Source organism: Streptomyces sp. NPDC041713 (assembly GCF_055591085.1).
Genome location: NZ_JBVIZY010000003.1, coordinates 322,029 through 342,728, shown reverse-complemented (window position 1 = coordinate 342,728; position 20,700 = coordinate 322,029). Strand labels below are relative to the sequence as shown.

The window sequence follows — 20,700 nt, the reverse complement described above, 5'->3', positions numbered from 1 at the left end:
TCATGGCGACCTGGTTAGTGCTGGCCGCTTTCGTGGTGGTCGCCGTGGGGCTCGGCTTCGCGAAGGTGCGTGCCCCGCGCGTGTACTGGTCGCTGGTGGGTCTGCCGCTGGCTTGGGGCCGGTTCATGTTGACCTTCCGGTCCACGATGGAGGTGTGTGGGCTGACGGTGCAGCCTTCGGGTCTGCGGGCGTTCATGACGCGCAATCTGGGGCGCCGGGAGGTTCGGCCGCAGCCTCCGAAGGTCCGCCGGGTGCGGCCCACCTCGACCGGGTTGGTCGTGTCCTTGCGGCTTCCCGCCGGCCTGGAACCAGCAGATGTTGCGGCGGCCTCGGAGCGGTTGCGGCACGCCTGGGGGGTGCGGTCGGTGATCGTGGGGGAGACCCGGCCGGGCGTCGTCGAACTGCGGATGACCGGCTATGACGTGCTGGCCACGGTCCGCATGCCCCGCCGCGCGAGGGTTGATGGGCCGATGGTTGTGCCTGTCGCTCTGCGGGAGGACGGCTCGGTCTTCGCCCGGGAGTATCGCAAGGTGCCGCACGCCTTGACCTTGGGCGCGAATCAGTCGGGCAAGTCGGTGTATCAGCGCAATCTGGTGGCCGGCCTCGCGAAGCTGCCGGTGGGGCTGGTCGGCGTCGACTGCAAGCGCGGGGTGGAACAGAGTGCGTATGCGCCCCGCCTGTCGGCCTTGGCGACCACCCCGGCGGAAGCCTCCTCCCTGCTCGATGCGCTGGTCACCGAGATGGAAGACCGCTTCGACCTGCTGAACCTGCACGGCGTCTCGGACCTGTGGGATCTGCCCGAAGCGTCCCGGCCGATACCGCTGGTGGTGCTGGTCGATGAGGTGGCGGAACTGTTCCTCGTGGCCGCGAAGAGGGATGAGGAACGCCGGGACCGCATGGTCATGCAGATGGTCCGCCTCGCGCAGATGGCCCGCGCCATCGGCATCTACCTGGAGATCTGCGGGCAGCGCTTCGGCTCCGATCTGGGCAAGGGCGCCACCACGCTGCGCGCTCAGCTCACCGGCCGTGTGGTGCACCGGGTCAACGACAAGCAGACCGGCGACATGGGCCTGGGGGACATTGCCCCTGAAGCGGTCCATGCGGTGACGACGATCCCGCCGGATCGTCCCGGGGTGGCAGTGGCCGGCGATGCTTCCGGCGGTTGGTCTCGCATCCGCACCCCCGCCATGAGCCCCGCTGAAGCGGCCGCGATCTGCCGCGAGTTCGCCCACCTGACTCCGGATCTGGCCTTTCTGGCTCCGTTCCGGCCGCAGGTCCGCACCGCGCCGGCGACGGCTCCGGTACCGGCCTCGCCGCTGGTGGCTCCGCGCCCGGTCACCGAGTAACACCCCCGCTCCTTCCCGGCTGGCGTGAGCGTCTTCGCGCCGCGTCCCTACCCCGCCCATGCCAAAAACCGAAGGGAGATCCGCTCATGGCCGCACGCAAGCCCGCCGTCAAGCCCCGGGCGAAGAAGTGCCCGGACTGCAAGGGCAAGGGCGAGATCACGGAAACCGTCCGGGTCGGCGCCCGCAAGGGCCGCGCCACCGCTGATCAGCAGGCCGCTTTGTGCACGGCGTGCTGGGGCTCGGGCGAAGCACTCCAGGAATGAACACCCACCGCCAACAAGAAAGAAAGGGATTCGTGATGGCTCTGTTTGCAAAGTCGCCGCGTACCGCCGACTCCATCCCCGAAGGCGAGTGTCCGCAGTGCTGGAGCCACGCCTACGACCGCACGGTCCACAAGGGGTTGAAGGGGGACTGCCCGCAGTGCGTGGACCACTTGGTCAACGGCTGCCCCGGCTTCGACCGCCGCTGATCCCGCCGGGGCCGGGCGGCAAGACGTGATCCCCGCCCCGCCCCGGCTCTACCCCGCGAAGGAGGTGAGGACATGTCCCGCTCGATCCGCCTGGATGCCGTACTCGTGCAAGCCGTGATCGCCGGTGCGCTGTCCTTCGCCCACCTGCACGACCTGGCCGCCGCCGCCGGACAGGACGGCTGGAAAGCCTGGGCCTACCCGATCTCCGTCGACCTGCTGCTGGTCGCCGCCTGGCGCCGGCTGCGCAGTGGTGGACCTTCCGGGCTGGCCTGGTGCTGGTTCCTGGTCGCGCTGGTCGCCTCGCTCGGCGCCAACGTCGCCACCGCCGGCTTCCTCGACATGCAACACCCCCCGGCCTGGCTGCGGTTCGGTGTCGCCGGCTGGCCCGCGCTGGCCTTCCTCGGCGGCACGCTCCTGGCCCACTCGCCTACCCCTGACGGGGATGGTGCCTCGGTCCCGCCGGGGCCCGCCGCTCCGGCCCCTGTGCCGGAAGCGTCTGCCCCTGTTCCGGCGCCGGAGCGCGAGGAAATCGCCGCGCCCGCCCCGGAGCCGGTCTCGGCACCGGAACTTCCCGAAACCGCCTCGCCCGGGGTTCCGCCGGCGCTGGTGGAGCACGCCCGGAAGGTCGCCACCGAGCACCACGCGCGCACCGGAGCGGCCATCGACGCGGCCACCCTGCGCACACGGCTCGGTGTGCCCGAAGCACTCGCCACCACGCTCGCCGCCCAACTCACCTGACACGAAAGGAGATCCACCATGCCCCGCCCGAACCGCTTCTTCGACGTGATCCGTATCGGGCCCGTCAAGGTCGCCAGCTACAACGACGGACGCGGACGCACCAAGCACACCGCCGCCTGCACGGCCCCGAACTGCGGCTTCTCCACCGACCACCACGGGCGCGCGGCTGCCGAACTCGCCGCCAACACCCACCGCTGCACGGCCTGACAAGGAGCGTCCTCCCATGCAACTGCCCGATGAGCAGTTCCGCGCCGGACACATCCCCACCGAGCTGTATCGGCAGATCCCGCCCGACGCCGGCAAGGCCAAGGTCGTGATCGTGCAGGAAGCCCCCCGCTCCTACAAGGGCCCGATCCTGCTCACCCTGGCCATCACCGCCGGCACCGTGGTCGTCCTGCTGGTGATCGCCTTCGTCGTCCAGATCATCGCCGCATCGATCATCGCGGTTCTCTCCGCGAGCTGCGGACTCAGCTACACGTTCAACCGCGCCAAGCGGGGCAGTTCCTCCGGCCGTGCCGTCAAGGGACGCACCCGCTCCCCGCGCAAGCGCCCCACGCGCTCCCGGCCCGTCCGGTCACGGAGCCGCTACCGCAAGTACTAGGGCCCTCCGGGGCGGCCTCAACCGCCAAGTTTCCACCGCCCCGGACGGCTTCACCCCATTCCGATCTTCCAATCCGAAAGGGCTGTACTCATCATGCCTGTCCGCGCCTCGAACATGCCGGTCTGCCACCACTGCGACGGCTTCCCGGTCGTGGCGATCACCACCGGCGACCGCCACCACGACGGCTCCCGCGTGATCGTCCGTGCCCCCTGCCGCACCTGCAACGGCACCGGCCGCACCACCCCGGCCGCCGCGCTCGCCAAGACCGGGCGGTGACCGCCGTGACACGGGTACTGGATCTGTTCTCCTGCTCCGGGGGCGCCGGGTGGGGGTACCACCTCGCTGGCTTCCAGGTCGACGGCTGCGACATCGCCGACCGCCCCCGCTACCCGTTCCCGTACCACCGGGGTGACGCCCTCGAATACCTCGCCCACCTGATCGCCACCGGGGAGATCAGCCGCTACACGCTCGTGCACGCCTCCCCGCCCTGCCAAGCCGGCTGCGCTGTCACCGTCGGCACCAACCACTCTCGGGGCTGGGGCGGCACTCATGAGGACCTGGTGGCCCCCACCCGCGAACTCCTCGACGCGAGCGGCCTGCCCTACGTGATTGAGCAGCCCAACGGCCAAGCCCGCATCCGTAAGGACGCGTCGCTGTGCGGGGAGATGTTCGGGCTCGGCGTGCTGCGGCACCGCAACTTCGAGCTCGGCCGGTGGGCCACCCCTTCGCCGGCTCACCCCAAGCACCGTGGCTACGTGCGCGGCTACCGCCACGGTGTCCGCCGCGAAGGCCCCTATGTCGCCGCATACGGCAACGGAGGCGGCAAGGCGACGGTCCCCGAGATGCAGGCAGCCATGGGCATCACCTGGACCGACGTCCGAGAAGAACTGACGGAGGCCATCCCACCGGCCTACACACAATGGCTCGGCACCGCCTTCCTGACTGCACGTCAGGAGGTGCTGGTGTGAGCGACACCGCCACCATGGCGGGCCTGGACCCGGCCACCCTCACCGACATTCTGCGGGTGGCCGGGGCCCCCGGCTTCGACCGCCTCCAAGACCAGATCCGCCGTACCGGCGGCTGCTCCGACCCGATCCACCTCCAGGGCACCACCGTCACCCGCGACCGCGCCACCGGACAGGCCCTGTTCTCCTACTCCACCGAGAACGAACCCGGCGGCCGGCTCCGCATCGCGTGCGGCAACCGTCGCGCCTCCCGCTGCCCGTCCTGCGCCTGGACCTACGCTGGCGACACCTACCACCTGATCCGCGCCGGACTCACCGGTGATCCGGACAAGGGCACCCCGCCCACCGTGCGCGATCACCCCCGCGTCTTCGCCACCCTCACCGCCCCGTCCTTCGGCCCCGTCCACAACCGCCCCGGCAACCGGCCCTGCCGCTGCGGCACCCACCACGCGGAGGACGCTCCCGAGCTGGGCACGGCCCTCGACCCGGGCACGTACGACTACGCGGGGGCGGTGCTGTGGAACAACCACGCCTCCGACCTGTGGCGCTACTTCACGATCTACCTGCGCCGCGAGATCGCCGCCCGCGCCGGGCTCACCCAGAAAGCCGCCCGGGAACAGTCCCGGCTCTCCTTCGGCAAGGTCGCCGAGTACCAGAAGCGCGGAGCCGTGCACTTCCATGCCGTGATCCGCTTCGACGGACCCGACGGGCCCGATACCCCGCCGCCGGTCTGGGCCACCCTCGCCCTACTCCACGACGCGATCCAGGCCGCTGCTACTCGGGTCGCGGTGGACGTTCCCCCCGCCGGTGGCCACCCGGCCCGCATCCTGCGGTGGGGAACTCAGCTCGACGTCCAGCCCATCGGCGCCTTCGGCAACGGCGAAGACCTCACCGAACAGGCCGTGGCCTCCTACGTCGCCAAGTACGCCACCAAAGCCGCAGAGACCACCGGCACCGTGGACCGCCGCATCGGCAACAAGGAAGCCCTCGTCCTGCTCGAGGTGCCCGACCATCCGCGCCGGCTCATCGAAGCCTGCCTCGATCTGCACGCGGACTACCCGGAACGAAGGCTGCGCGAGTGGGCTCACATGCTCGGCTTCCGCGGCCACTTCAGCTCCAAGTCCCGCCGCTACTCCACCACCCTCGGCGCCCTGCGCCAGGTCCGCGCCGACTACCGCGCCGCCCAACAACGCGCCGCCCTCGGACTGCCCGACCCCGACGACCACCCCGAGGCCACCACGCTCACCCTCGCCCACTGGACCTACGCCGGCCACGGCCACACCCCCGGTGAATCCTGGCTCGCCGCCAACATCCGCTGCGACATCGAACAGAACCGCGAGATCGTCCGCGAAGAACGTCTCAACTCGACTCAGGAAGAGGGGGAGTAGCCAATGAACGACCGCTATCTCAGTGTCGACCAGGTCGCCGAGATCCTCGGCACGTCCGTCCGCTTCCCCCGACGCTTGATCGAGGAACGACGCATCACGTACGTCAAGGTCGGCCGACATGTTCGCATCCCCGAGAGTGCCGTACGCGAGTTCGTCGCCGCTCACACGGTTGAGCCGCGCAGGCGTTCCCGCGCTCGCTATGGGAGGGCTGCCTGATGGCCAATGACAAGGGAAGGCGCCGCCGATTCGGTGCGATCCGGAAACTCCCCTCTGGGCGCCACCAGGCGCGCTATCCGGGACCAGACGGCGTGATGCGCCCGGCTCCGTACACCTTCGAGACGACGCACGACGCTGACGACTGGCTTGCGGAGAAGCAGACGGAGATCCGCAGGGGCGATTGGCGGGACCCGGAAGCCGGAGCCGTCAACTTCCGGGACTATGCGAACAAGTGGGTGGAGGAACGCGAGCTCGGCGTGCTTACCCGTGACCTGTACCGGTACCTCCTAGATGGTCATATTCTGGCGACCTTCGGTGATGACGACCTCGACGAGATCACCGCGCCCCGCGTCCGCACCTGGCGCACCGAGCGTCTCCGCACTGGGGCCAAGACAGCGACGGCCAAGGCGTACCGCCTCCTCAAGGCCATCATGGAGACCGCCGTCGATGACGACCTGATCCGCCGCAACCCGTGCCGGATCAAGGGAGCCGGTGCCGAGAAGGCCCAGGAACGGCCCACGGCTACCGTCGCGCAGGTCGATGCCCTCGCTGAAGCGGTGGGGATGCGGTGGCGTCTCATGGTCTACCTCGGCGCCTACGGCCCGACCCGGCCCGAAGAACTGGCCGGGCTCCGGCGCCGGGACGTAGACCTCGACGCGCTGCGCATCACGGTGCGGACCGCCGAGCCGGAGAGGACGAACGGGCGACGCGCGCCCGGCGACACCAAGTCGGACGCCGGTACCCGCACGATCTACCTGCCCGCGTTCCTTGAGCGTGAGGTTCGCTGGCATATGGAGTCGTTCGCCGAGGAAGGACCGAACGGTCTCGTCTTCGTCGGTGATCGGGGAGCGCCCTTCCGCCGGAGCACCTTCGGGAAGTACTGGCGCAAGGCGCGGGCGGTTGTCGGCCTGCCCGACAACTTCCGGTTCTACGATCTCCGCCACACCGGGCACACCCTGTCGACCCGATCCGGCGCGACCCTGAAGGACACGATGGTCCGCGCCGGCCAGTCGTCCGAGAAGGCGGCGATGATCTACCAGCACTCCGAGGAGGAGCGTCAGCAGGAGGTCGCGGGGATGCTCGATCGGAGTGTTCGGAAGGCTCGCCGGGCTGTGGCACGGAAGCCGGATGATCAGGCATCTGGCACGGATGTGGCACGCGACGGCTGAGCGGAAGCGGACAGCAGAAAGGCCCGGGTCGATGACCTGGGCCTTCTTCGTGGAGCGGGTGACGAGAATCGAACTCGCACTCTCAGCTTGGGAAGCTGATGTTCTACCACTAAACTACACCCGCGAAATACGCCGCCGTAAGCGGTGTCGTACCGTCGCACACTCTACCTCATCACGGGCCCCGGGCGCCTCCGCCGCGGGGCCCGAGTGCTGTCCGCGGGGTGGATGCGCCGTGCGGGCGCGGGGAGTTGGGGCGTACCGTGGATCGCGGTCGTGCCGCCTGGAGTGGCGTCCCTTTCATACCGTAATGTGGGCTTTCGTCGTCGGCTCGGAGGCGAGCGAGAGACGAGTGAGTACGGGTGCGTACGGGTCCGTACGACGTACGGGTACGTACGGGTACGTACGAGCTCACCCACGACCGGGGAAGGGACTCGAGGACTTGATGGACCGCACCGTCGTCCGATGTGCCGAAGGGCACGTCTTCAGCACCACGTCGTTCCCGATGCAGCAGGCGGACCGGCTCGGTCCTGGCCGGCTCATCCGCTGTCCGCGCTGCGCCCGGCTCCGGCACGCCGTGCCGGTGTCCCTGCAGAAGCGGTAGCGGTAGCGGCACTGCCGCAGCGGTAACGAGAGCGCGCGCGGGCCCGTCCGATTGGGGCGGGCCCGCGCGCTCTGCGTATCCTCGGTGCGTGCTTCTCTCAGACAAGGACATCCGGGCCGAGATCGACTCCGGACGGGTGCGGATCGACCCGTACGACGAATCCATGGTGCAGCCCTCGAGCATCGACGTGCGGCTGGACCGCTACTTCCGGGTGTTCGAGAATCACCGCTACCCCCACATCGACCCCTCCGTGGAGCAGGCCGACCTGACGCGGCTCGTGGAGCCCGAGGGCGACGAGCCGTTCATCCTCCACCCCGGGGAGTTCGTGCTCGCCTCCACGTACGAGGTCATCAGCCTTCCCGACGATCTCGCCAGCCGGCTCGAAGGGAAGTCCAGCCTCGGGCGGCTCGGGCTGGTCACGCACTCCACCGCCGGGTTCATCGACCCGGGGTTCAGCGGGCACGTGACCCTTGAGCTCTCGAATCTGGCGACCCTGCCGATCAAGCTCTGGCCGGGCATGAAGATCGGGCAGCTGTGCATGTTCCGGCTCACCTCGCCCGCCGAGGAGCCGTACGGCTCGGAGCGGTACGGGTCGCGTTACCAAGGGCAGCGCGGGCCGACCGCCTCCCGTTCCTTCCTCAATTTCCATCGGACACAGGTGTGAGCAGCGGCATGAGTGACGTGCGCGAGAACCGCGAGAACCTTGACTACGAGAAGTTCGGCGGCGCCGTGCGCGAGCTCGCGCAGACCATCGCCGACGACGGGTACCGGCCCGACGTGATCATCTCCATCGCCCGCGGTGGTGTCTTCGTCGCCGGCGGTCTCGCGTACGCGCTCGACTGCAAGAACATCCACCTCGTGAACGTGGAGTTCTACACCGGGGTGGGCACCACCCTGGAAATGCCGGTCATGCTCGCGCCCGTCCCCAACGTCATCGACTTCACCGACAAGAAGGTGCTCATCGCCGATGACGTCGCCGACACCGGCAAGACGCTGAAGCTCGTGCACGACTTCTGCCTCGACCACGTCGCCGAGGTGCGGTCCGCCGTCATCTATGAGAAGTCGCACTCGCTGGTGAAGTGCGAGTACGTGTGGAAGCGCACCGACGAGTGGATCAACTTCCCGTGGAGCGTCGAGCCGCCCGTCGTACGGCGTGCGGGGCAGGTTCTCGACGCCTGAGGGCGGGGCGCGGCGCCCAGGGCGTGGTACGTGGAAGGGCCCCGGTGGACCGTAGTCCGCCGGGGCCCTTCCCGTGTCCGTCGTCCGTCGCAGGTCGCTAGAACGTGCCCAGCTTGATGATCGACAGGATCGCCAGCAGCTGGATCGCCGACGCGCCCAGCGCCTTCGGGAGCGGCAGGTCGTGGGACTTCGCGACCATCGTCGTCAGCAGCGCGCCCGCCGCGATCCAGGTCAGCCAGCCGAGCAGCTGGACGAACGTCTCGCCGCCGCCCAGGAACATCGCCACGACCACGCGCGGCGCGTCCGTCAGCGACATGATCAGCATCGAGAGGCCGACCGTCGGCTGCCACGCGCCGTCGCCGCCGAGCTGGCGGGCGAGGGTGTGGGTGACCACGCCCAGGATGAAGGCGCTGACGGTGATCGCGACGCCGGTGGTCAGGACGTACGGGACCGCCGAGGACAGCGTCGCGTTGATCGCGTCTTCGCGGGCGTCGTCGAAGCCGAAGATCGCGAGCGCGCCGTAGAGGAACGTGACGATGAGGGCGGGGCCCCACATCGCGTAGTCCCGCATCTGGAGGAAGGTGGGTCCGGGGCGCAGCACGATGCCACGCAGCAGGTCCTTCCAGTGCAGGCGGGGGCCCACGGGGGGCGCGGGCGCCTGGCCGGCGCGGTAGGTGTCGCCCTGGGTGTAGGGGTCCTCGCCGATGGAGAAGGCCTGGGTGTGTCCGGGGTTGTTGGCCGCGTACGGGTCGTAGCCGCCCTGGCCGCCGGGACCCTGGCCGTGGCCCTGGTCGTCGGGGCCGCCGAAGTACTCCGGCTCACCGTGGTTGCCGTGGTGGCCGCCCTGGTGGCCGCCGGCCTGCGGCCACTGTTGCTGACCGCCGCCTCCGCCGCCGTATTGCGGGCCGCCTCCGCCGTACTGCGGACCGCCTCCGCCGTACTGCTGCTGCGGATGCGACGGCGCGGGCGGGTAGCCGTACGGCTGCTGCCTGCCCTGCGGGGGTTGCGGCCGACCCTGTGGGGCCTGCTGCCTGCCCTGCGGGGCCTGCTGTCCGTACGGCTGCTGCCGCGGTTGTTGTTGCGGTTGCGGGGCGCGGTTGTCCCGGCCGCGTCCGATCCTGAATCCAGCCACGAATCGAACGTACCTGGTCTCGGCGGGTGGGGTCGTCCCTCCTCCGGAGGAGACCGGCTTTGCGGCCGACCTGTGACAACCCCTAGGGGGGGACCCCGAGGGGTACGGGTGGGAGCTCTCCGGCCCACCCGCACCGTCCGCCCCGTCCGCCCCGCCCGTGTCAGCGGCCGAGCACCGCCCCGTACGCCTCCGGGTCCAAGGACGCGGGAAGGTCAATGGAGTTCGGGGTGATCGCGAGGCCGCCGGGCGCGCCGGAGGGGAACTCCCAGACGCCGCCCGACGCGGCGTTCTCGCCGGGCGAGCCGATGGAGAGGTCCGGGTGGCCGTCGCCGTCGTGGTCGGCGGTGGCGAGCGCCGCGCCGAAGGTGTCGCCGGCCTCGGCGGCACCCGGGACGCCGGGGGAGTTCTGCTGGTACGAGAGCGCGCCGGCCGCCGTGCCGTTCGCGTCGAGGATGCCGTTCTTGCCGCCCTTGAGGACGGTGACGGCGCCCGCGCGGGCGGCGCTGCCGATGGCCTCGCCGGGGGCGCCGGCCATCAGGTCGTCGCGGCCGTCGCCGTCGAGGTCCGCGACGGCGAGGGCGTTGCCGAAGTCGTCACCCTTCTCGGCGACGCCGGGGACGCCCGGGGTGTCCTGGTTGAGGGTCTGGCCCTCCCAGACGAGGCCGTCGCCGTCCCCGTAGTGGATGTGGATGCCGCCGCCGTTGGCGGTCTCCTCGGGGCCGCACGGGTCGTCGATGTTCTCGTCGGCGATCTCGCGGCAGTTGCCGAGGGCGAGGTCGTCGTGGCCGTCGCCGTTGAAGTCGCCGGTGGCGAGCGCGTTGGCGGCGCTGTTGTCGCTGCTCCAGGTGAGGCCGAAGTCTCCCTCGTACTCGTTTTCGCGGTCGTAGCGGTAGAGCTGGACGTGGGACTGCGTGTACTGGGGGCTCTGCTTGTAGTAGGCGACGGCGAGTTCGGGGTGGCCGTCGGAGTCGAAGTCGCCGGTCGTCATGACGGGGGCGCGGCCGCCCATGGGGCGCGTGATGACGGGCGTGGTGTCGGCGGTGTACGGGTTGGCGTTGAAGACGACCTGGTCCGTGCCGCCGATCGCGAGGTCGACGTCGGTGTCGCCGGTGAAGTCGGCGGCGGTCAGGGCGTTTCCGTACGCGTCGCCGGACTTCGCGCCGCGGGCCGCGGTGTTGGCCAGGGCGAAGCCGTCGCCGGTGCCGTACAGGACGGTGACGGAACCGGCGTCCTTCTTGGCGTCGATGTCCTCGCCCGCGGCACCGATGACGAGGTCGGCGTACTGGTCGTCGTCGATGTACGCGGTGGTGAGCGCGGAGCCGAACCGGTCGTCGGCCTCCGGGGTGCCGGGTACCTCGACGGTGGCCTGGGTGATGCGGCGCACGTTGTGCGGGTTGGTGCCGTCGTCGCCGCCGAAGAGGACGCTCACGTATCCGGCCCTCGCCTTGCCGTCGACGGTGCCGGAGGGCACGCCGACGGCGAGATCGGCCCGCCCGTCACCGTCGAAGTCGCTCTCGACGCGGTTCGTGGGGGCGGCGGAGGCGGCGGGAGCCGCGGGGGTGGAGGGTGCCGCGGGGGCCGCGGTCGCGGTGGTGGCCGTGAGGGGCAGAGCGAGGCCGGTGGCGGCCAGCGCGGTGGCGGCGGCGAGGGCGAGGTGGCGGGGGCGGGGACGCATGGGGGCTCCGACTCTCGGTGCGGGTACGTACGTTCTGGTGGGCTTCAGCTGTTGGACGGGCGGGGGTGGGGGAGGGTTGTGCGGTACGTGTCCCTTCCCGGCCGGGGATTCGCCCCTCAGGCCGACCGGGTTACCGGCCCTCAGGCCGACCGGAGTACCGGCCCTCAGGGCGGTCGGGGTAGCGGCCCTCAGGGCGCCTGTACGGAACCCCACGCCGTGTCCCTCGTCGTAGGCAGGCCCACCGAGCCGGCCATGACGTCGTACGACGTACCGAGGATCAGTCCGGACGCGGTGCCCTTGAAGACCCAGACGCCGCCCGTGTTCCGCGTCGAGCCGGGGGCGATCTCGCCGGGGGTGCCGACCACGAGTTCCGGGCGGCCGTCCTTGGTGAGGTCGGCGAAGTGGACCGTCGTGCCGAAGCGGTCCTCGCGCTCCGCGGTGCCGGGTACGCCGGACGAGTCCTGAGAGAGCGTGAACGAGCCCGCGCCGGTGGGGCCTTGGGGGCCGCCCGGCACGATGACGACCGTGCCCGCGGACCGCGCGGAACCGAGCTTCTCGCCCGGGGTGCGTGCGCGCACGGAGGGCTCCGAGGTGGAGGAGGACGGGCCCGCGTCGGAAGAGGCGCGGGCCCGGTGGGGGCGGGTCGGGTCAGTCCGCGAAGTTCGAGCCGAGGCGGGGGCGGCCCGTCGCCGAGATGCCCACCGTCGAGGTGTAGACACCCGACGTACCCGCGAGGGTGCCGTCCGCCTTGCTGGTCAGCGGGTAGATCGCGCCGTTCTCGCCGTTCTCGCCGGACGCGCCGACCGTGACGTCGCCCCGCCCGTCCCCGTTCAGGTCGTCCACGTGGACGTCCGAGCCGAAGAAGTCGTACGTCTCGTTGGAGTTGGGGACGCCCGGCGTGTTCTGGTCGAGGAAGCCCGCGCCCCGCGTGGACAGGCCCGAGCCGTCCGCCGCGCCGTAGATGACGGTGACCGCGCCCGCGTCCACGACGCCGTCGAGGTCCTCGCCCGCCGCGCCGACCACCAGGTCGAGATGGCCGTCGCCGTTGATGTCGCCGAGGTCGAGCTCGGTGCCGAACGAGTCACCCTTCTCACCCGTGCCCGGCACGCCCGCGCTGTCCTGCGTGAACACCTGCGTGTCGCCGTACGGGCCGTTCGCGGCGCCGTGCACGACGTGCACCGAACCGCCCTTGTGCGCGCCCGCGATCTCGTCGTCCCACTGGAGGCCGATGACGATGTCGCCGTACCCGTCGCCGTCGGTGTCGCCGACGTCGGTGATCAGGCCACCGGGCAGCCGCTGCTGCTGGGCGGTCTTGAGGCCGTCCGGGGTGCCGGGCACCCACAGGTTGGCGTTGTAGTCGTCGGCCGTTGAGTAGCCGTCGACGATCAGGTCGTCCCTGCCGTCGCCGTTCACGTCGCCGGAGTGCAGGTTGAACGGGCCCGCGCCCTCGCCGCTGATGATGGCCGGCTTGACCGTGTAGCGGCTCTCGCCGGTGCCGTGCGTACGGGAGATGTCACCGTTGAGGACGTCGATGGTGGCCGCGCCGGACCGGGCGCCGATGGCCAGGTCGGTGGCGCCGTCGCCGTCGAAGTCGCCGGCCTCCATGGGCCCGCCGAAGAAGTCGTGGCCGGACGGCCGGGGGTCCTGCACGGTCGTGCCGCCGGTGAGGCCGCTCGCGGAGCCCCACAGGATCTGCGCGGTGCCGCCGTCGGTGTCGCTGCCGACGTCCTCGCCGGGCGCGCCGACCGCGAGGTCGTCGTAGCCGTCGCGGTCGAAGTCGCCGTACGCGGTGTCCGAGCCGAAGCCGTCGCCCTTCTCGGCGGAGCCGGGGACGCCCGCGCTGTTCTGGCTGAAGGTCTTGTGGCGCAGGGTCGTACCGCCGTACGTGACGGTGACCTGGCCCGCCGAGTCCTTGCCCGCGACGTTGGCGCCGGGCGCGGAGGTGGCGAGGTCGGCGACGCCGTCGCCGTTGAAGTCCGCCTCGTGCGAGGGCAGCGGCTCGGCGGGCGCGGCGGACGCCGAGGCAGCCGTGACGGTGAGCAGTCCGCCGGTGAGGGCGGCGGCGACGACCGTCGACGCGGCGAGGCGGCCGCGTCTGGAACGGGCGGGGGTGGAGGTGCGCTTGTGCGTGGCCATGCGGGGTCTCCTGCGGCGAGGTCGATGGGTAGGGGGTGGTCGACGAAGGGGAGACCGCTGGAGGGGAGCAAGGGTTGTATGGGGCGGGTGAGTTGGGGGTGCAGTCTGCTGAGGCGGGGATATTCAGCCCGTCCGGCGCGGCGGCAGGGATATTAAGCCCGTCCGGCGTTTGAGGACGAACTCGGCGAAGCCGGTGACAAGACGGCCACCGACTCACCGGTTCACCACCTCACCGCCCAAGAACCATCCCGTACTCCCGCGCCCCCGCGAGCGAAAGCTTGGCCGGCGTCACCGACGTGACCGGCGGCTTCGGCCCGTCCTTCGGGGTCGGCGCGTACCAGACGCCGCCCTTCCGCGCGTCCTCACCGGGCGCGCCCACCGCCACGTCCGGGTACCCGTCACCGTTGTAGTCGCCCGCCGAAACGGCCGCGCCGAAGTGGTCGTCCGCCTCCGCCGTGCCCGCGACGCCCGCGGAGTTCTGGCTGAAGGCGGGCCCCGCCAGGGGCTTGCCCGTGCCGGTGGAGGCCAGGACCCAGTACGTGCCCGCGTTCCCCGCGTCGCCGACGGCCTCCGCGTCCGCGCCGACGATCAGCTCGTCGATGCCGTCGCGGTCGAGGTTGCCGGCCGCGAGGTGCGCGCCGAAGTTGTCGCCGGCCTCCGCGGTGCCGCCGACCTCGGGGGAGGCCTGCGTGGTGCAGGAGGTGCCGCCGTCGCCGAGCGTGCCGCCCCGCTTGCCGTAGACGGTGAGGATCGCGCCGCCGAGCCGGTCGGGGCAGAGGGTCTCCTCGGTCTCGGGGTTGGGCCGGACGTCGCCGACGGCGAGGTCGGTGGTGCCGTCCCCGTCGAAGTCACCGGCGACGAGGTCGCTGTCGCTGCGGTCGGACGTGCCCCACGTCTCCTTCCACTCGCCGGAGGCGCGGCTCAGCACGCTCGTGCCGTTGGTCTCCATGCCGTGGTACGAGATCGCCAGGTCGTCGCCGCCGTCCCCGTCGAAGTCACCGCTCGCGAGCGCGGCGGGGCCCGCGAAGTGCCAGCCGTCGACCCGGGAGAGCGCGGCGGACGAGCCCGCGGTGAAGGGTCCGGAGCGTACGACGACCGAACTGGACTCGTCGAAGTGGGAGTTGAGGGCGATGTCCTTGTCGCCGTCCTTGTCGAAGTCACCGGTGGCGAGCAGCGCCCCGTACGACGCGTCCCCGAAGTTGCCGTTGGCGGCGGTGAAGCCGCCCTTGAAGCCGGTGGCGGCGCCCCAGACGACGGCGATGGTGCCGGTGCTCAGGCCGATGTCGGTGTCCTCGTCGGGCGTTCCGACGACCAGGTCGCTGTAGCCGTCGCCGTTCATGTCGTCGGAGGCGACGGCGAATCCGAACCCGTCACCCGCCTCCACGGTGCCGGGCACGCCGGCGGTGGCCTGGCTGACGGTGGTGGAGCCGTGCTTGCCGAGGCCGCTCGCGCCGCCCCAGACGACGTTGACGTATCCGGCCTTGGCCTTGCCGTTCACCGTCGCGCCCGGCACGCCGACGGCGAGGTCCACGAAGCCGTCGCCGTTGTAGTCGGCGCGGATCTTCGAGGGCGCGGCGCTCGCCGTACCGGCCAGGGGCAGCGTCAGGCCCGTGGCGGCGAGGGCCGCGACGGTGGTGGTGACGGCCAGATTTCGTACGCGCACGGTGACTCCCGGAAGGGGGTGGGGCTGGGCTTACGGGGGTGTGACTCGTGGGGCGTACGAAGGGTTGTGCGTTTGTGCGTTTGTGCGTTTGGGGAGGGTGACGCGGCGCCTGCCCCCCCGGCCCCTCATTTGTCGCTCAGCGCCAGGAACTCCGCTGTCGAAAAGGTCAGTTGCGCGTCCCGCGAGATCAACTCACCGCTCTCCCGGCCGGGATACACGGCCACGGTGTCCGCGCTGTCCCCGCGATACGTGCGCACCACCAGGTCGGCCCGCTTGTCGCCGTCGAAGTCCGCGACCTGGAGCACCTGGGTCGTGCCCTTGGCGGCGGGCCGGGTGAGCGCCGTGGCGTTGGGGGCGAGCCCCGCCGTACGTCCCCTAAGGACCCGTACGTCGCCCGCGCCGCCTCCGCTGCCGCTGCCCTCGCCGCTGATGATGAGCTCGCTCAGGCCGTCCCCGTCGAGGTCGCCCGCGTCGACCGACACGTTCTTGGCCTCCAGGGTGTCGCGCAGGGTGCCCGGCACCTCGTACCGCAGCGCGATGCCCTTCGGCGAGGCGACGGCGGCGTCCGTCCCCTTGCCCCGGCCGAAGCGGCCGAACGCGACGTCCGTGCCCGCCGGGAAGAGCACGCCGGTCTCGCCGGGTCCCTTCGGGCCGCCCAGGACGAGGGCGCTGACGGCGGCGCCGGAGGCGTTCGCGGCCTTGCGTACGAGTACGTCGTCGTAGCCGTCGCCGTCCACGTCCGTGGCCCGGCCCGACACGAGGTTGTTGCCGGGCCCGGTGACGGGCTTGCCCGCGGCGCGCGGTGCGCCGGTCCGCTTGAACGGGCCGCGCAGGAAGCTCAGTTTGGCCTCGCTCGCGTGCAGGACGATGTCGTGGGCGCCGTCGCCGTCGAAGTCGCCGCAGACGGGCTGGTCCGGCCAGTCGTTGCCGAAGCGTGCCTGCGCGGGCACGCGCAGCTTCACGGCCTTGCCGGTCAGGCCCTTGGGCGAGCCGAAGAGGACCTGCAGCGGCACGGGTGGGCGGCCCTGGCCGTCGTACGGGGGGTCGGTGGACACGATCAGGTCGGTGAAGCCGTCCTCGTCCAGGTCGCAGGAGGCCTCGGACTCGAAGGCGGCGGGCAGCTCGTCCTTGGTGCGGGCGCCGTTGGCGTGGGCGCTGAGCAACTGCCTCGCTCCCGGGACGAGTCCGTCCTTGCCTCCGTAGACGATGCCGATGCCCGCGTCGTCGCCGTGGTCGCGGTGCACGAGGTCGTCGAGTACGAGGTCGCGGGCGCCGTCACCGTTGAAGTCGTCGTCGACCTTGCTGCCCTTGCCGGGCGGGACGGGGCGTTGGGCGGGGCCCTTGCCTGCCGGGCCGACGGGGTGACTGCGGCCGTCCTTCGCGCCGGAGCCGTGCCCGTCTCCGCCGCCGCAGCCGGCGAGGATCAGGACGCAGCTGAGGGTGGCGGCGGCTCCGAGGAGGGCGGGGTGGCGGGTACGGGGTCCCGTACTTCGAGTACCCGACGTACCCGACGTACCCGACGTACCCGGCGTACCCGGCGTACCCGGAGTGCCCGGCGTACCCGGCGTACCCGGAGTGCCCGGAGTACCCGGCGTGCCCCGCGTATCCCACGCGCCCTGCGTACTCCGCGTGCCCCCTGCACCGCGTATCCCGGCACTCCGCATGCCCCTCACCCGCCCCGACCACCTCGCCAGACACAACCAGCCCATGATGCTCCCCTCCCTCGCCGGGCATAAGACGGGCGGGGTCCCGTTTCCATTACGCCCCGGGGCGGGACTTCGGTGGGCGGGGCCGCCCGGGTGTGAGCGGAGTGTGGCGCCTCCGGGTCGGCGGGTGCGGGCCGGCTCATCGTGGGCGGCGGCCACGGTCGGGGCTGGGCCCGGAGGTGACCCTTCGGTGGCCCGGTGCCTTTGCTGGTTGCCGGGGCCGCCCGGGGTTTTGCGGAGTGTGGCGGTTCCGGGCCGGCAGTAAAGGGCGCCCTTCGGGCGTCGGCTTCGCCGATTCCGCTCCGCTCCACCCTTGACTCCCGCCCCTACACCGCGACTTGACCTTCGACCCGGACGGCCAGGGGTGGGGCCGACGGGTGACGCTGCTCGGGTCATCCGCTCTCGCTGCCGGGTGCGGTCCGGCTCATCGTGGCCGGGCGCCTCGGTGCGCGCTCGGCCAGCCGCCCGGCATCGCCGCTCGGGCCATCCGCTCTCACGGCCGGGTGCGGTCCGGTCCATCGTTGGCAGAGGGCACCCTCAATGTGCTGCCCGTGGACAGGGGGCTGCCGCCTCTGGGGGTCTGGCACCTACTTTGGGAAAGTTGCGAATGAATATGCCGCGCGCCCCCCCTGTCACACCCCAAGCTCCCCCGGAATCGCCCCATCCGCCGAGGTAAATGGGGTGGGTGGCTGCTCTGCGGGAGGTGGGGTTGGTGGGGGCTGGTGGCGCGTGAGGTGTGTGGGACAGATGAGTTCAGTGGGGCTACCGGGTTCGGCGGAGGGGCCGGATCCTGCGATCGGCCCACCCGCCGGGCGGCGCGCGGGGCGTGGCAGGGGGGCGCGCGGCCATCTGCTTCGCAACTTTCCCAAAGTAGGTAACGGAGGGGGAAGGATGGGGGTGCGGACGGGCCTGACGCCAGAGGGCGGACTTACGTCCCCGGGGGGGGGCGCATCGGGTGTGGTGAGGGGGCGCGCGGCCCCTCAATTCGCAACTTTGCCAAAGTAGGTGCCCGACCACGAGAGCCGACGACCCGAGCCGGGTGGCCGCGCCCGGAGCCTGACGTCCGCCCATGATGGGCTGGTTGCCACTCGGCCGCGAAGAGGCTGATGACCCGAGCGGACCGATCCGCCATCCTGACGCCCGCCCACGATGGGCCGGGCCGCACTCGGCGTCGAGAGGCGACGGCCCGAGCAGCGAGGCGGGCGGCGGACCGAGCCCGCACCGTGGGGCTCGCTCACGATCAGCCGGACCGCGCCCGGCGATGAAAGTTGACGACCCGAGCTGCCAAGCCGCGCAATTGGCCGAGCCCGCACTGTGGCCCGTGCCCACGATGGGCCGGTCCGCACCCGGCGGCGAAAGCCGATGACCCCGGGCAGCGATGCCGTATAGACGGCCGAGCCTCAACCCTGGCCCGCGCCCACGATGGGCCGGTCGGCACTCGGCGTCAAAAGGCGATGGCCCAAGCAGCGTGGCCGCGCGGCTGGCCGAGCACGCACCGGGGGGTCGACCCACGCTGGACCGGTCCGCATCCGGCAGTGAAAGTTGATGACCCGAGCAGCGAAGCCGGGCGGCTGGGCGAGCTCGCACCGTGGCGTCCGCTCACGATGGGCCGGTCCGCACTCGGCAGCGAGAGCGGATGGCCCGAGCGGCGATGCCGGGCGGCTGGCCGGGCTCGCACCGTGGCGCCCGTCCACGATGGGCCGGGCCGCACCCGGCCGCGAGAGGGGATGACCCAACCCAGCCTCGCCCGCCGCCTCACCCCTGGCCGTCCGGGTCGAGGGTCAAGTCGCGGTGGAGGGGCGGGAGTCAAGGGTGGAGCGGAGCGGAATCGGCGGAGCCGACGCCCGTAGGGCGCCCTTTACTGCCGGCCCGGAGGCGCCACACTCCGCTCACACCCGGGCGGCCCCGGTCACCATCCAAGGCACCGGCCCACCGAAGGGTGACCCCCGGGCCCAGCCCTGACCGTGGCCCCCGCCCACGATGAACCGGGCGGCCCCGCCCCCGCCGGCAAAGGCACCGGCCCAGCAACGTCACCGATCAGACCGAGCCCCGCTCCGACGTCGCGTAAAGAACGCCCCGCGCCTGTTCCGCCGCCCGCACAAGGCTCTCCGAGACGAAGTCGACGAAGCGGGCGACGTTTTCCAGGCGGGTGGCCGCCGGGGTGTCCGGGCCCAGGATCGCCACCCCCTGCCGCGCCGTCTCCACGAGCGTGGCGTGGGCCCGCGCACTGGCGATCATCGACTGGTACCAGACGTCGTTGTCGACCACATACCGCTCGCGGCGCCGGTCGTCACGCTCCCGGCGGACCAGGCCCTGGCTGTCCAGGAAGGCGATCGCCTTGGAGACGGACGCCGGGCTGACCTGCAGCCGCTGGACGAGTTCGGACGCGGTCAGGCTGCCCTCGTCCGTGGTGAACAGGGCGACGAGGACCCGTGCGGTCATCTTGGGCAGACCCGACTGCATGAAGACGGTGGCGAGCACCTCCTCGTACTCCCGCACCGCCTCCTCGTCCCGTCCGCGCGAGGACGCGGGCGCCTGCGCGCCCCGGGCCGGGGCCTGCCTGCGCCGGTGGGCGCGCTGCTCCGTGGCGCGGTGGGCCAGATCGGCGCGGTAACCGGCGGGACCGCCGTTGCGCATCACCTCGCGCGTGACCGTCGAGGTGGGGCGGTCCAGGCGGCGGGCGATCTCCGCGTAGGCGAGGTCGTCGGCCAGGCCCAGCGCGATCTGCCGGCGTTCCTGCTGAGTGAGTCTGCCTCCCGGCATCACGGCCTCCTCGATACGTCTGCGATACCGGCAGCATAGCGTTCGATACTCAGTCATTGCAACGCAACGACCCTTGAGCGTTGCGTTAGATTTCCTTCCGTTGCAATGAAATGTGCCAGCTGAGCTGCATGTATGGGTACTCAGTGCAACGGGCTCGTTGCCGAGTACGGAAAGGCAACGTAGCGTTTCACTCATCGGAAACGTCGAGGCGTCCACCGCCGAAGCGCAACACAGCCCAGCCAAGGAGCACAACACCATGCAGAAGTTCGACACACCCGCCACCATCTCCGCCGTCCTCGACATCCCCGCGGGCCGCCTCCAGTTCATCGCCGCCGACCGGTCCGACACCACCGTCGAGGTCCGCCCCGCGGACGCCTCGAACGGCAAGGACGTCAAGGCGGCGGAGCGGATCGCGGTCGAGTACGCCGACGGCGTGCTGCGGATCGCCGCCGCCGCGCCCAAGAACCGCCTCCTCGGCAGCTCCGGCTCCGTCGAGGTCACCGTCCAACTGCCCGCCGGCTCCCGGGTCGAGGCCAAGGCGGCCGCCGCCGAACTGCGCGGCGTCGGGCGCCTCGGCGACGTCGACTTCGAGGGCGCGCAGGCCACCGTCAAGCTCGACGAGGCCGCCGGCGCCCGGCTCGCCCTGATGGCCGGTGACGTCTCGGTGGGCCGCCTCACCGGATCCGCGGAGATCAGCACGATGAAGGGCGACCTCCGCATCGCCGAGGCCGTCCGCGGCACCGTCGAACTCCGTACCGAAGCGGGTGAGATCTCGGTCGGCGCCGCCCGCGGCGTCTCCGCCTCGCTGGACGCCGGCACCACGTACGGCCGGATCCACAACGCGCTCCGCAACTCCGAGGGCGCCGACGCCGGCCTGAGCATCCACGCGACCACCGCCTACGGCGACATCTCCGCCCGCAGCCTCTGAGCCACCGAAGCCCGCCCCTCGCAGC

At 71.5% G+C, this 20,700-nt stretch carries 22 protein-coding genes and 1 tRNA gene; 15 read left to right on the top strand and 8 right to left on the bottom strand.

Annotation, left to right across the window (positions count from 1 at the left end; translation table 11 throughout):
- Window positions 1-2: 2 nt before the first annotated feature.
- The 11 genes from ACZ6CV_RS11155 to ACZ6CV_RS11105 all read left to right on the top strand — a co-directional run bounded on the left by ACZ6CV_RS11155 (window position 3) and on the right by ACZ6CV_RS11105 (window position 6,892).
- A complete protein-coding gene (locus ACZ6CV_RS11155) occupies window positions 3-1,346 on the top strand; it encodes an FtsK/SpoIIIE domain-containing protein (RefSeq protein WP_469250563.1) in 1,344 nt (447 codons plus the stop codon).
- Window positions 1,347-1,432: 86 nt separating this feature from the next.
- Entirely contained in the window at window positions 1,433-1,609 is a 177-nt protein-coding gene (locus ACZ6CV_RS11150; RefSeq protein ID WP_469250562.1) for a hypothetical protein, read from the top strand.
- 35 nt (window positions 1,610-1,644) lie between these two features.
- Window positions 1,645-1,815 carry a pRL2-8 gene (locus ACZ6CV_RS11145; protein ID WP_469250561.1) on the top strand — a complete coding sequence of 57 codons (171 nt, stop codon included), beginning with the start codon at window positions 1,645-1,647 and terminating at the stop codon, window positions 1,813-1,815.
- A 72-nt stretch (window positions 1,816-1,887) separates the two neighbouring features.
- Entirely contained in the window at window positions 1,888-2,553 is a 666-nt protein-coding gene (locus tag ACZ6CV_RS11140; RefSeq protein ID WP_469250560.1) for a DUF2637 domain-containing protein, read from the top strand.
- Window positions 2,554-2,571: 18 nt separating this feature from the next.
- Entirely contained in the window at window positions 2,572-2,760 is a 189-nt protein-coding gene (locus tag ACZ6CV_RS11135) for a mobile element transfer protein (protein WP_469250559.1), read from the top strand.
- A gap of 16 nt (window positions 2,761-2,776) precedes the next feature.
- Window positions 2,777-3,154: a hypothetical protein gene (locus ACZ6CV_RS11130; RefSeq protein WP_469250558.1), complete on the top strand. Its 378-nt coding sequence runs from the start codon at window positions 2,777-2,779 to the stop codon at window positions 3,152-3,154.
- A 93-nt stretch (window positions 3,155-3,247) separates the two neighbouring features.
- Window positions 3,248-3,430: a hypothetical protein gene (locus ACZ6CV_RS11125; RefSeq protein WP_469250557.1), complete on the top strand. Its 183-nt coding sequence runs from the start codon at window positions 3,248-3,250 to the stop codon at window positions 3,428-3,430.
- Window positions 3,427-4,122 (top strand): DNA methylase, encoded by a 696-nt coding sequence (locus tag ACZ6CV_RS11120; RefSeq protein ID WP_469250556.1) that lies wholly within the window; start codon window positions 3,427-3,429, stop codon window positions 4,120-4,122. The genes ACZ6CV_RS11125 and ACZ6CV_RS11120 overlap by 4 nt, the downstream gene beginning before the upstream one ends.
- A complete protein-coding gene (gene repSA, locus ACZ6CV_RS11115; protein WP_469250555.1) occupies window positions 4,119-5,507 on the top strand; it encodes a replication initiator protein RepSA in 1,389 nt (462 codons plus the stop codon). The genes ACZ6CV_RS11120 and repSA overlap by 4 nt, the downstream gene beginning before the upstream one ends.
- Window positions 5,508-5,510: 3 nt before the next feature.
- Window positions 5,511-5,723, top strand: coding sequence for a helix-turn-helix domain-containing protein (locus tag ACZ6CV_RS11110; protein WP_469250554.1), 213 nt, complete (start codon window positions 5,511-5,513; stop codon window positions 5,721-5,723).
- Window positions 5,723-6,892, top strand: coding sequence for a tyrosine-type recombinase/integrase (locus tag ACZ6CV_RS11105; protein ID WP_469250553.1), 1,170 nt, complete (start codon window positions 5,723-5,725; stop codon window positions 6,890-6,892). Before ACZ6CV_RS11110 ends, ACZ6CV_RS11105 begins: the two co-directional genes overlap by 1 nt.
- A gap of 50 nt (window positions 6,893-6,942) precedes the next feature.
- Here ACZ6CV_RS11105 and ACZ6CV_RS11100 read toward each other — a convergent pair.
- A tRNA-Gly gene (locus ACZ6CV_RS11100) sits at window positions 6,943-7,016 on the bottom strand.
- 318 nt (window positions 7,017-7,334) lie between these two features.
- On the opposite strand from ACZ6CV_RS11100, the gene ACZ6CV_RS11095 reads away from it, so the two are divergent.
- The 3 genes from ACZ6CV_RS11095 to ACZ6CV_RS11085 all read left to right on the top strand — a co-directional run bounded on the left by ACZ6CV_RS11095 (window position 7,335) and on the right by ACZ6CV_RS11085 (window position 8,672).
- A complete protein-coding gene (locus ACZ6CV_RS11095) occupies window positions 7,335-7,493 on the top strand; it encodes a hypothetical protein (RefSeq protein ID WP_355812619.1) in 159 nt (52 codons plus the stop codon).
- A gap of 88 nt (window positions 7,494-7,581) precedes the next feature.
- A complete protein-coding gene (gene dcd / locus ACZ6CV_RS11090; RefSeq protein WP_362376648.1) occupies window positions 7,582-8,157 on the top strand; it encodes a dCTP deaminase in 576 nt (191 codons plus the stop codon).
- A gap of 8 nt (window positions 8,158-8,165) precedes the next feature.
- On the top strand, window positions 8,166-8,672 hold the full coding sequence (locus ACZ6CV_RS11085) for a phosphoribosyltransferase (RefSeq protein WP_358711268.1): 507 nt from the start codon (window positions 8,166-8,168) through the stop codon (window positions 8,670-8,672).
- Between the two features lie 97 nt (window positions 8,673-8,769).
- Here the strand turns inward: ACZ6CV_RS11085 and ACZ6CV_RS11080 are convergent, their stop codons facing one another.
- From ACZ6CV_RS11080 to ACZ6CV_RS11050, 7 genes are all read right to left on the bottom strand, one after another.
- Window positions 8,770-9,804: a Yip1 family protein gene (locus tag ACZ6CV_RS11080; protein WP_469250551.1), complete on the bottom strand. Its 1,035-nt coding sequence runs from the start codon at window positions 9,802-9,804 to the stop codon at window positions 8,770-8,772.
- A gap of 160 nt (window positions 9,805-9,964) precedes the next feature.
- Window positions 9,965-11,479, bottom strand: a complete 1,515-nt coding sequence (locus tag ACZ6CV_RS11075) for an FG-GAP-like repeat-containing protein (protein ID WP_469250550.1) — start codon at window positions 11,477-11,479, stop codon at window positions 9,965-9,967.
- Between the two features lie 188 nt (window positions 11,480-11,667).
- Window positions 11,668-12,057: an FG-GAP repeat protein gene (locus tag ACZ6CV_RS11070; RefSeq protein WP_469250549.1), complete on the bottom strand. Its 390-nt coding sequence runs from the start codon at window positions 12,055-12,057 to the stop codon at window positions 11,668-11,670.
- Between the two features lie 70 nt (window positions 12,058-12,127).
- Window positions 12,128-13,615, bottom strand: a complete 1,488-nt coding sequence (locus ACZ6CV_RS11065) for an FG-GAP-like repeat-containing protein (RefSeq protein WP_469250548.1) — start codon at window positions 13,613-13,615, stop codon at window positions 12,128-12,130.
- Between the two features lie 229 nt (window positions 13,616-13,844).
- Window positions 13,845-15,278, bottom strand: coding sequence for a VCBS repeat-containing protein (locus ACZ6CV_RS11060; protein ID WP_469250547.1), 1,434 nt, complete (start codon window positions 15,276-15,278; stop codon window positions 13,845-13,847).
- Between the two features lie 125 nt (window positions 15,279-15,403).
- Window positions 15,404-16,942, bottom strand: coding sequence for an FG-GAP repeat domain-containing protein (locus ACZ6CV_RS11055; protein WP_469250546.1), 1,539 nt, complete (start codon window positions 16,940-16,942; stop codon window positions 15,404-15,406).
- Between the two features lie 2,079 nt (window positions 16,943-19,021).
- Window positions 19,022-19,747, bottom strand: coding sequence for a GbsR/MarR family transcriptional regulator (locus ACZ6CV_RS11050; RefSeq protein WP_469250545.1), 726 nt, complete (start codon window positions 19,745-19,747; stop codon window positions 19,022-19,024).
- Window positions 19,748-20,003: 256 nt separating this feature from the next.
- Between ACZ6CV_RS11050 and ACZ6CV_RS11045 the strand changes: the two genes are divergently transcribed.
- Complete coding sequence (locus ACZ6CV_RS11045; RefSeq protein WP_469250544.1) at window positions 20,004-20,675, top strand: DUF4097 family beta strand repeat-containing protein; 672 nt, start codon at window positions 20,004-20,006, stop codon at window positions 20,673-20,675.
- Window positions 20,676-20,700: the final 25 nt, after the last annotated feature.

Bases quoted from the DNA above. Each gene is read 5' to 3' on its own strand.
- ACZ6CV_RS11155 (WP_469250563.1), top strand. From the start codon at position 3: ATGGCGACCTGGTTAGTGCTGGCCGCTTTCGTGGTGGTCGCCGTGGGG.
- ACZ6CV_RS11150 (WP_469250562.1), top strand. From the start codon at position 1,433: ATGGCCGCACGCAAGCCCGCCGTCAAGCCCCGGGCGAAGAAGTGCCCG.
- ACZ6CV_RS11145 (WP_469250561.1), top strand. From the start codon at position 1,645: ATGGCTCTGTTTGCAAAGTCGCCGCGTACCGCCGACTCCATCCCCGAA.
- ACZ6CV_RS11140 (WP_469250560.1), top strand. From the start codon at position 1,888: ATGTCCCGCTCGATCCGCCTGGATGCCGTACTCGTGCAAGCCGTGATC.
- ACZ6CV_RS11135 (WP_469250559.1), top strand. From the start codon at position 2,572: ATGCCCCGCCCGAACCGCTTCTTCGACGTGATCCGTATCGGGCCCGTC.
- ACZ6CV_RS11130 (WP_469250558.1), top strand. From the start codon at position 2,777: ATGCAACTGCCCGATGAGCAGTTCCGCGCCGGACACATCCCCACCGAG.
- ACZ6CV_RS11125 (WP_469250557.1), top strand. From the start codon at position 3,248: ATGCCTGTCCGCGCCTCGAACATGCCGGTCTGCCACCACTGCGACGGC.
- ACZ6CV_RS11110 (WP_469250554.1), top strand. From the start codon at position 5,511: ATGAACGACCGCTATCTCAGTGTCGACCAGGTCGCCGAGATCCTCGGC.
- ACZ6CV_RS11105 (WP_469250553.1), top strand. From the start codon at position 5,723: ATGGCCAATGACAAGGGAAGGCGCCGCCGATTCGGTGCGATCCGGAAA.
- ACZ6CV_RS11095 (WP_355812619.1), top strand. From the start codon at position 7,335: ATGGACCGCACCGTCGTCCGATGTGCCGAAGGGCACGTCTTCAGCACC.
- ACZ6CV_RS11085 (WP_358711268.1), top strand. From the start codon at position 8,166: ATGAGTGACGTGCGCGAGAACCGCGAGAACCTTGACTACGAGAAGTTC.
- ACZ6CV_RS11075 (WP_469250550.1), bottom strand. From the start codon at position 11,479: ATGCGTCCCCGCCCCCGCCACCTCGCCCTCGCCGCCGCCACCGCGCTG.
- ACZ6CV_RS11065 (WP_469250548.1), bottom strand. From the start codon at position 13,615: ATGGCCACGCACAAGCGCACCTCCACCCCCGCCCGTTCCAGACGCGGC.
- ACZ6CV_RS11055 (WP_469250546.1), bottom strand. From the start codon at position 16,942: ATGCGGAGTGCCGGGATACGCGGTGCAGGGGGCACGCGGAGTACGCAG.
- ACZ6CV_RS11050 (WP_469250545.1), bottom strand. From the start codon at position 19,747: ATGCCGGGAGGCAGACTCACTCAGCAGGAACGCCGGCAGATCGCGCTG.
- ACZ6CV_RS11045 (WP_469250544.1), top strand. From the start codon at position 20,004: ATGCAGAAGTTCGACACACCCGCCACCATCTCCGCCGTCCTCGACATC.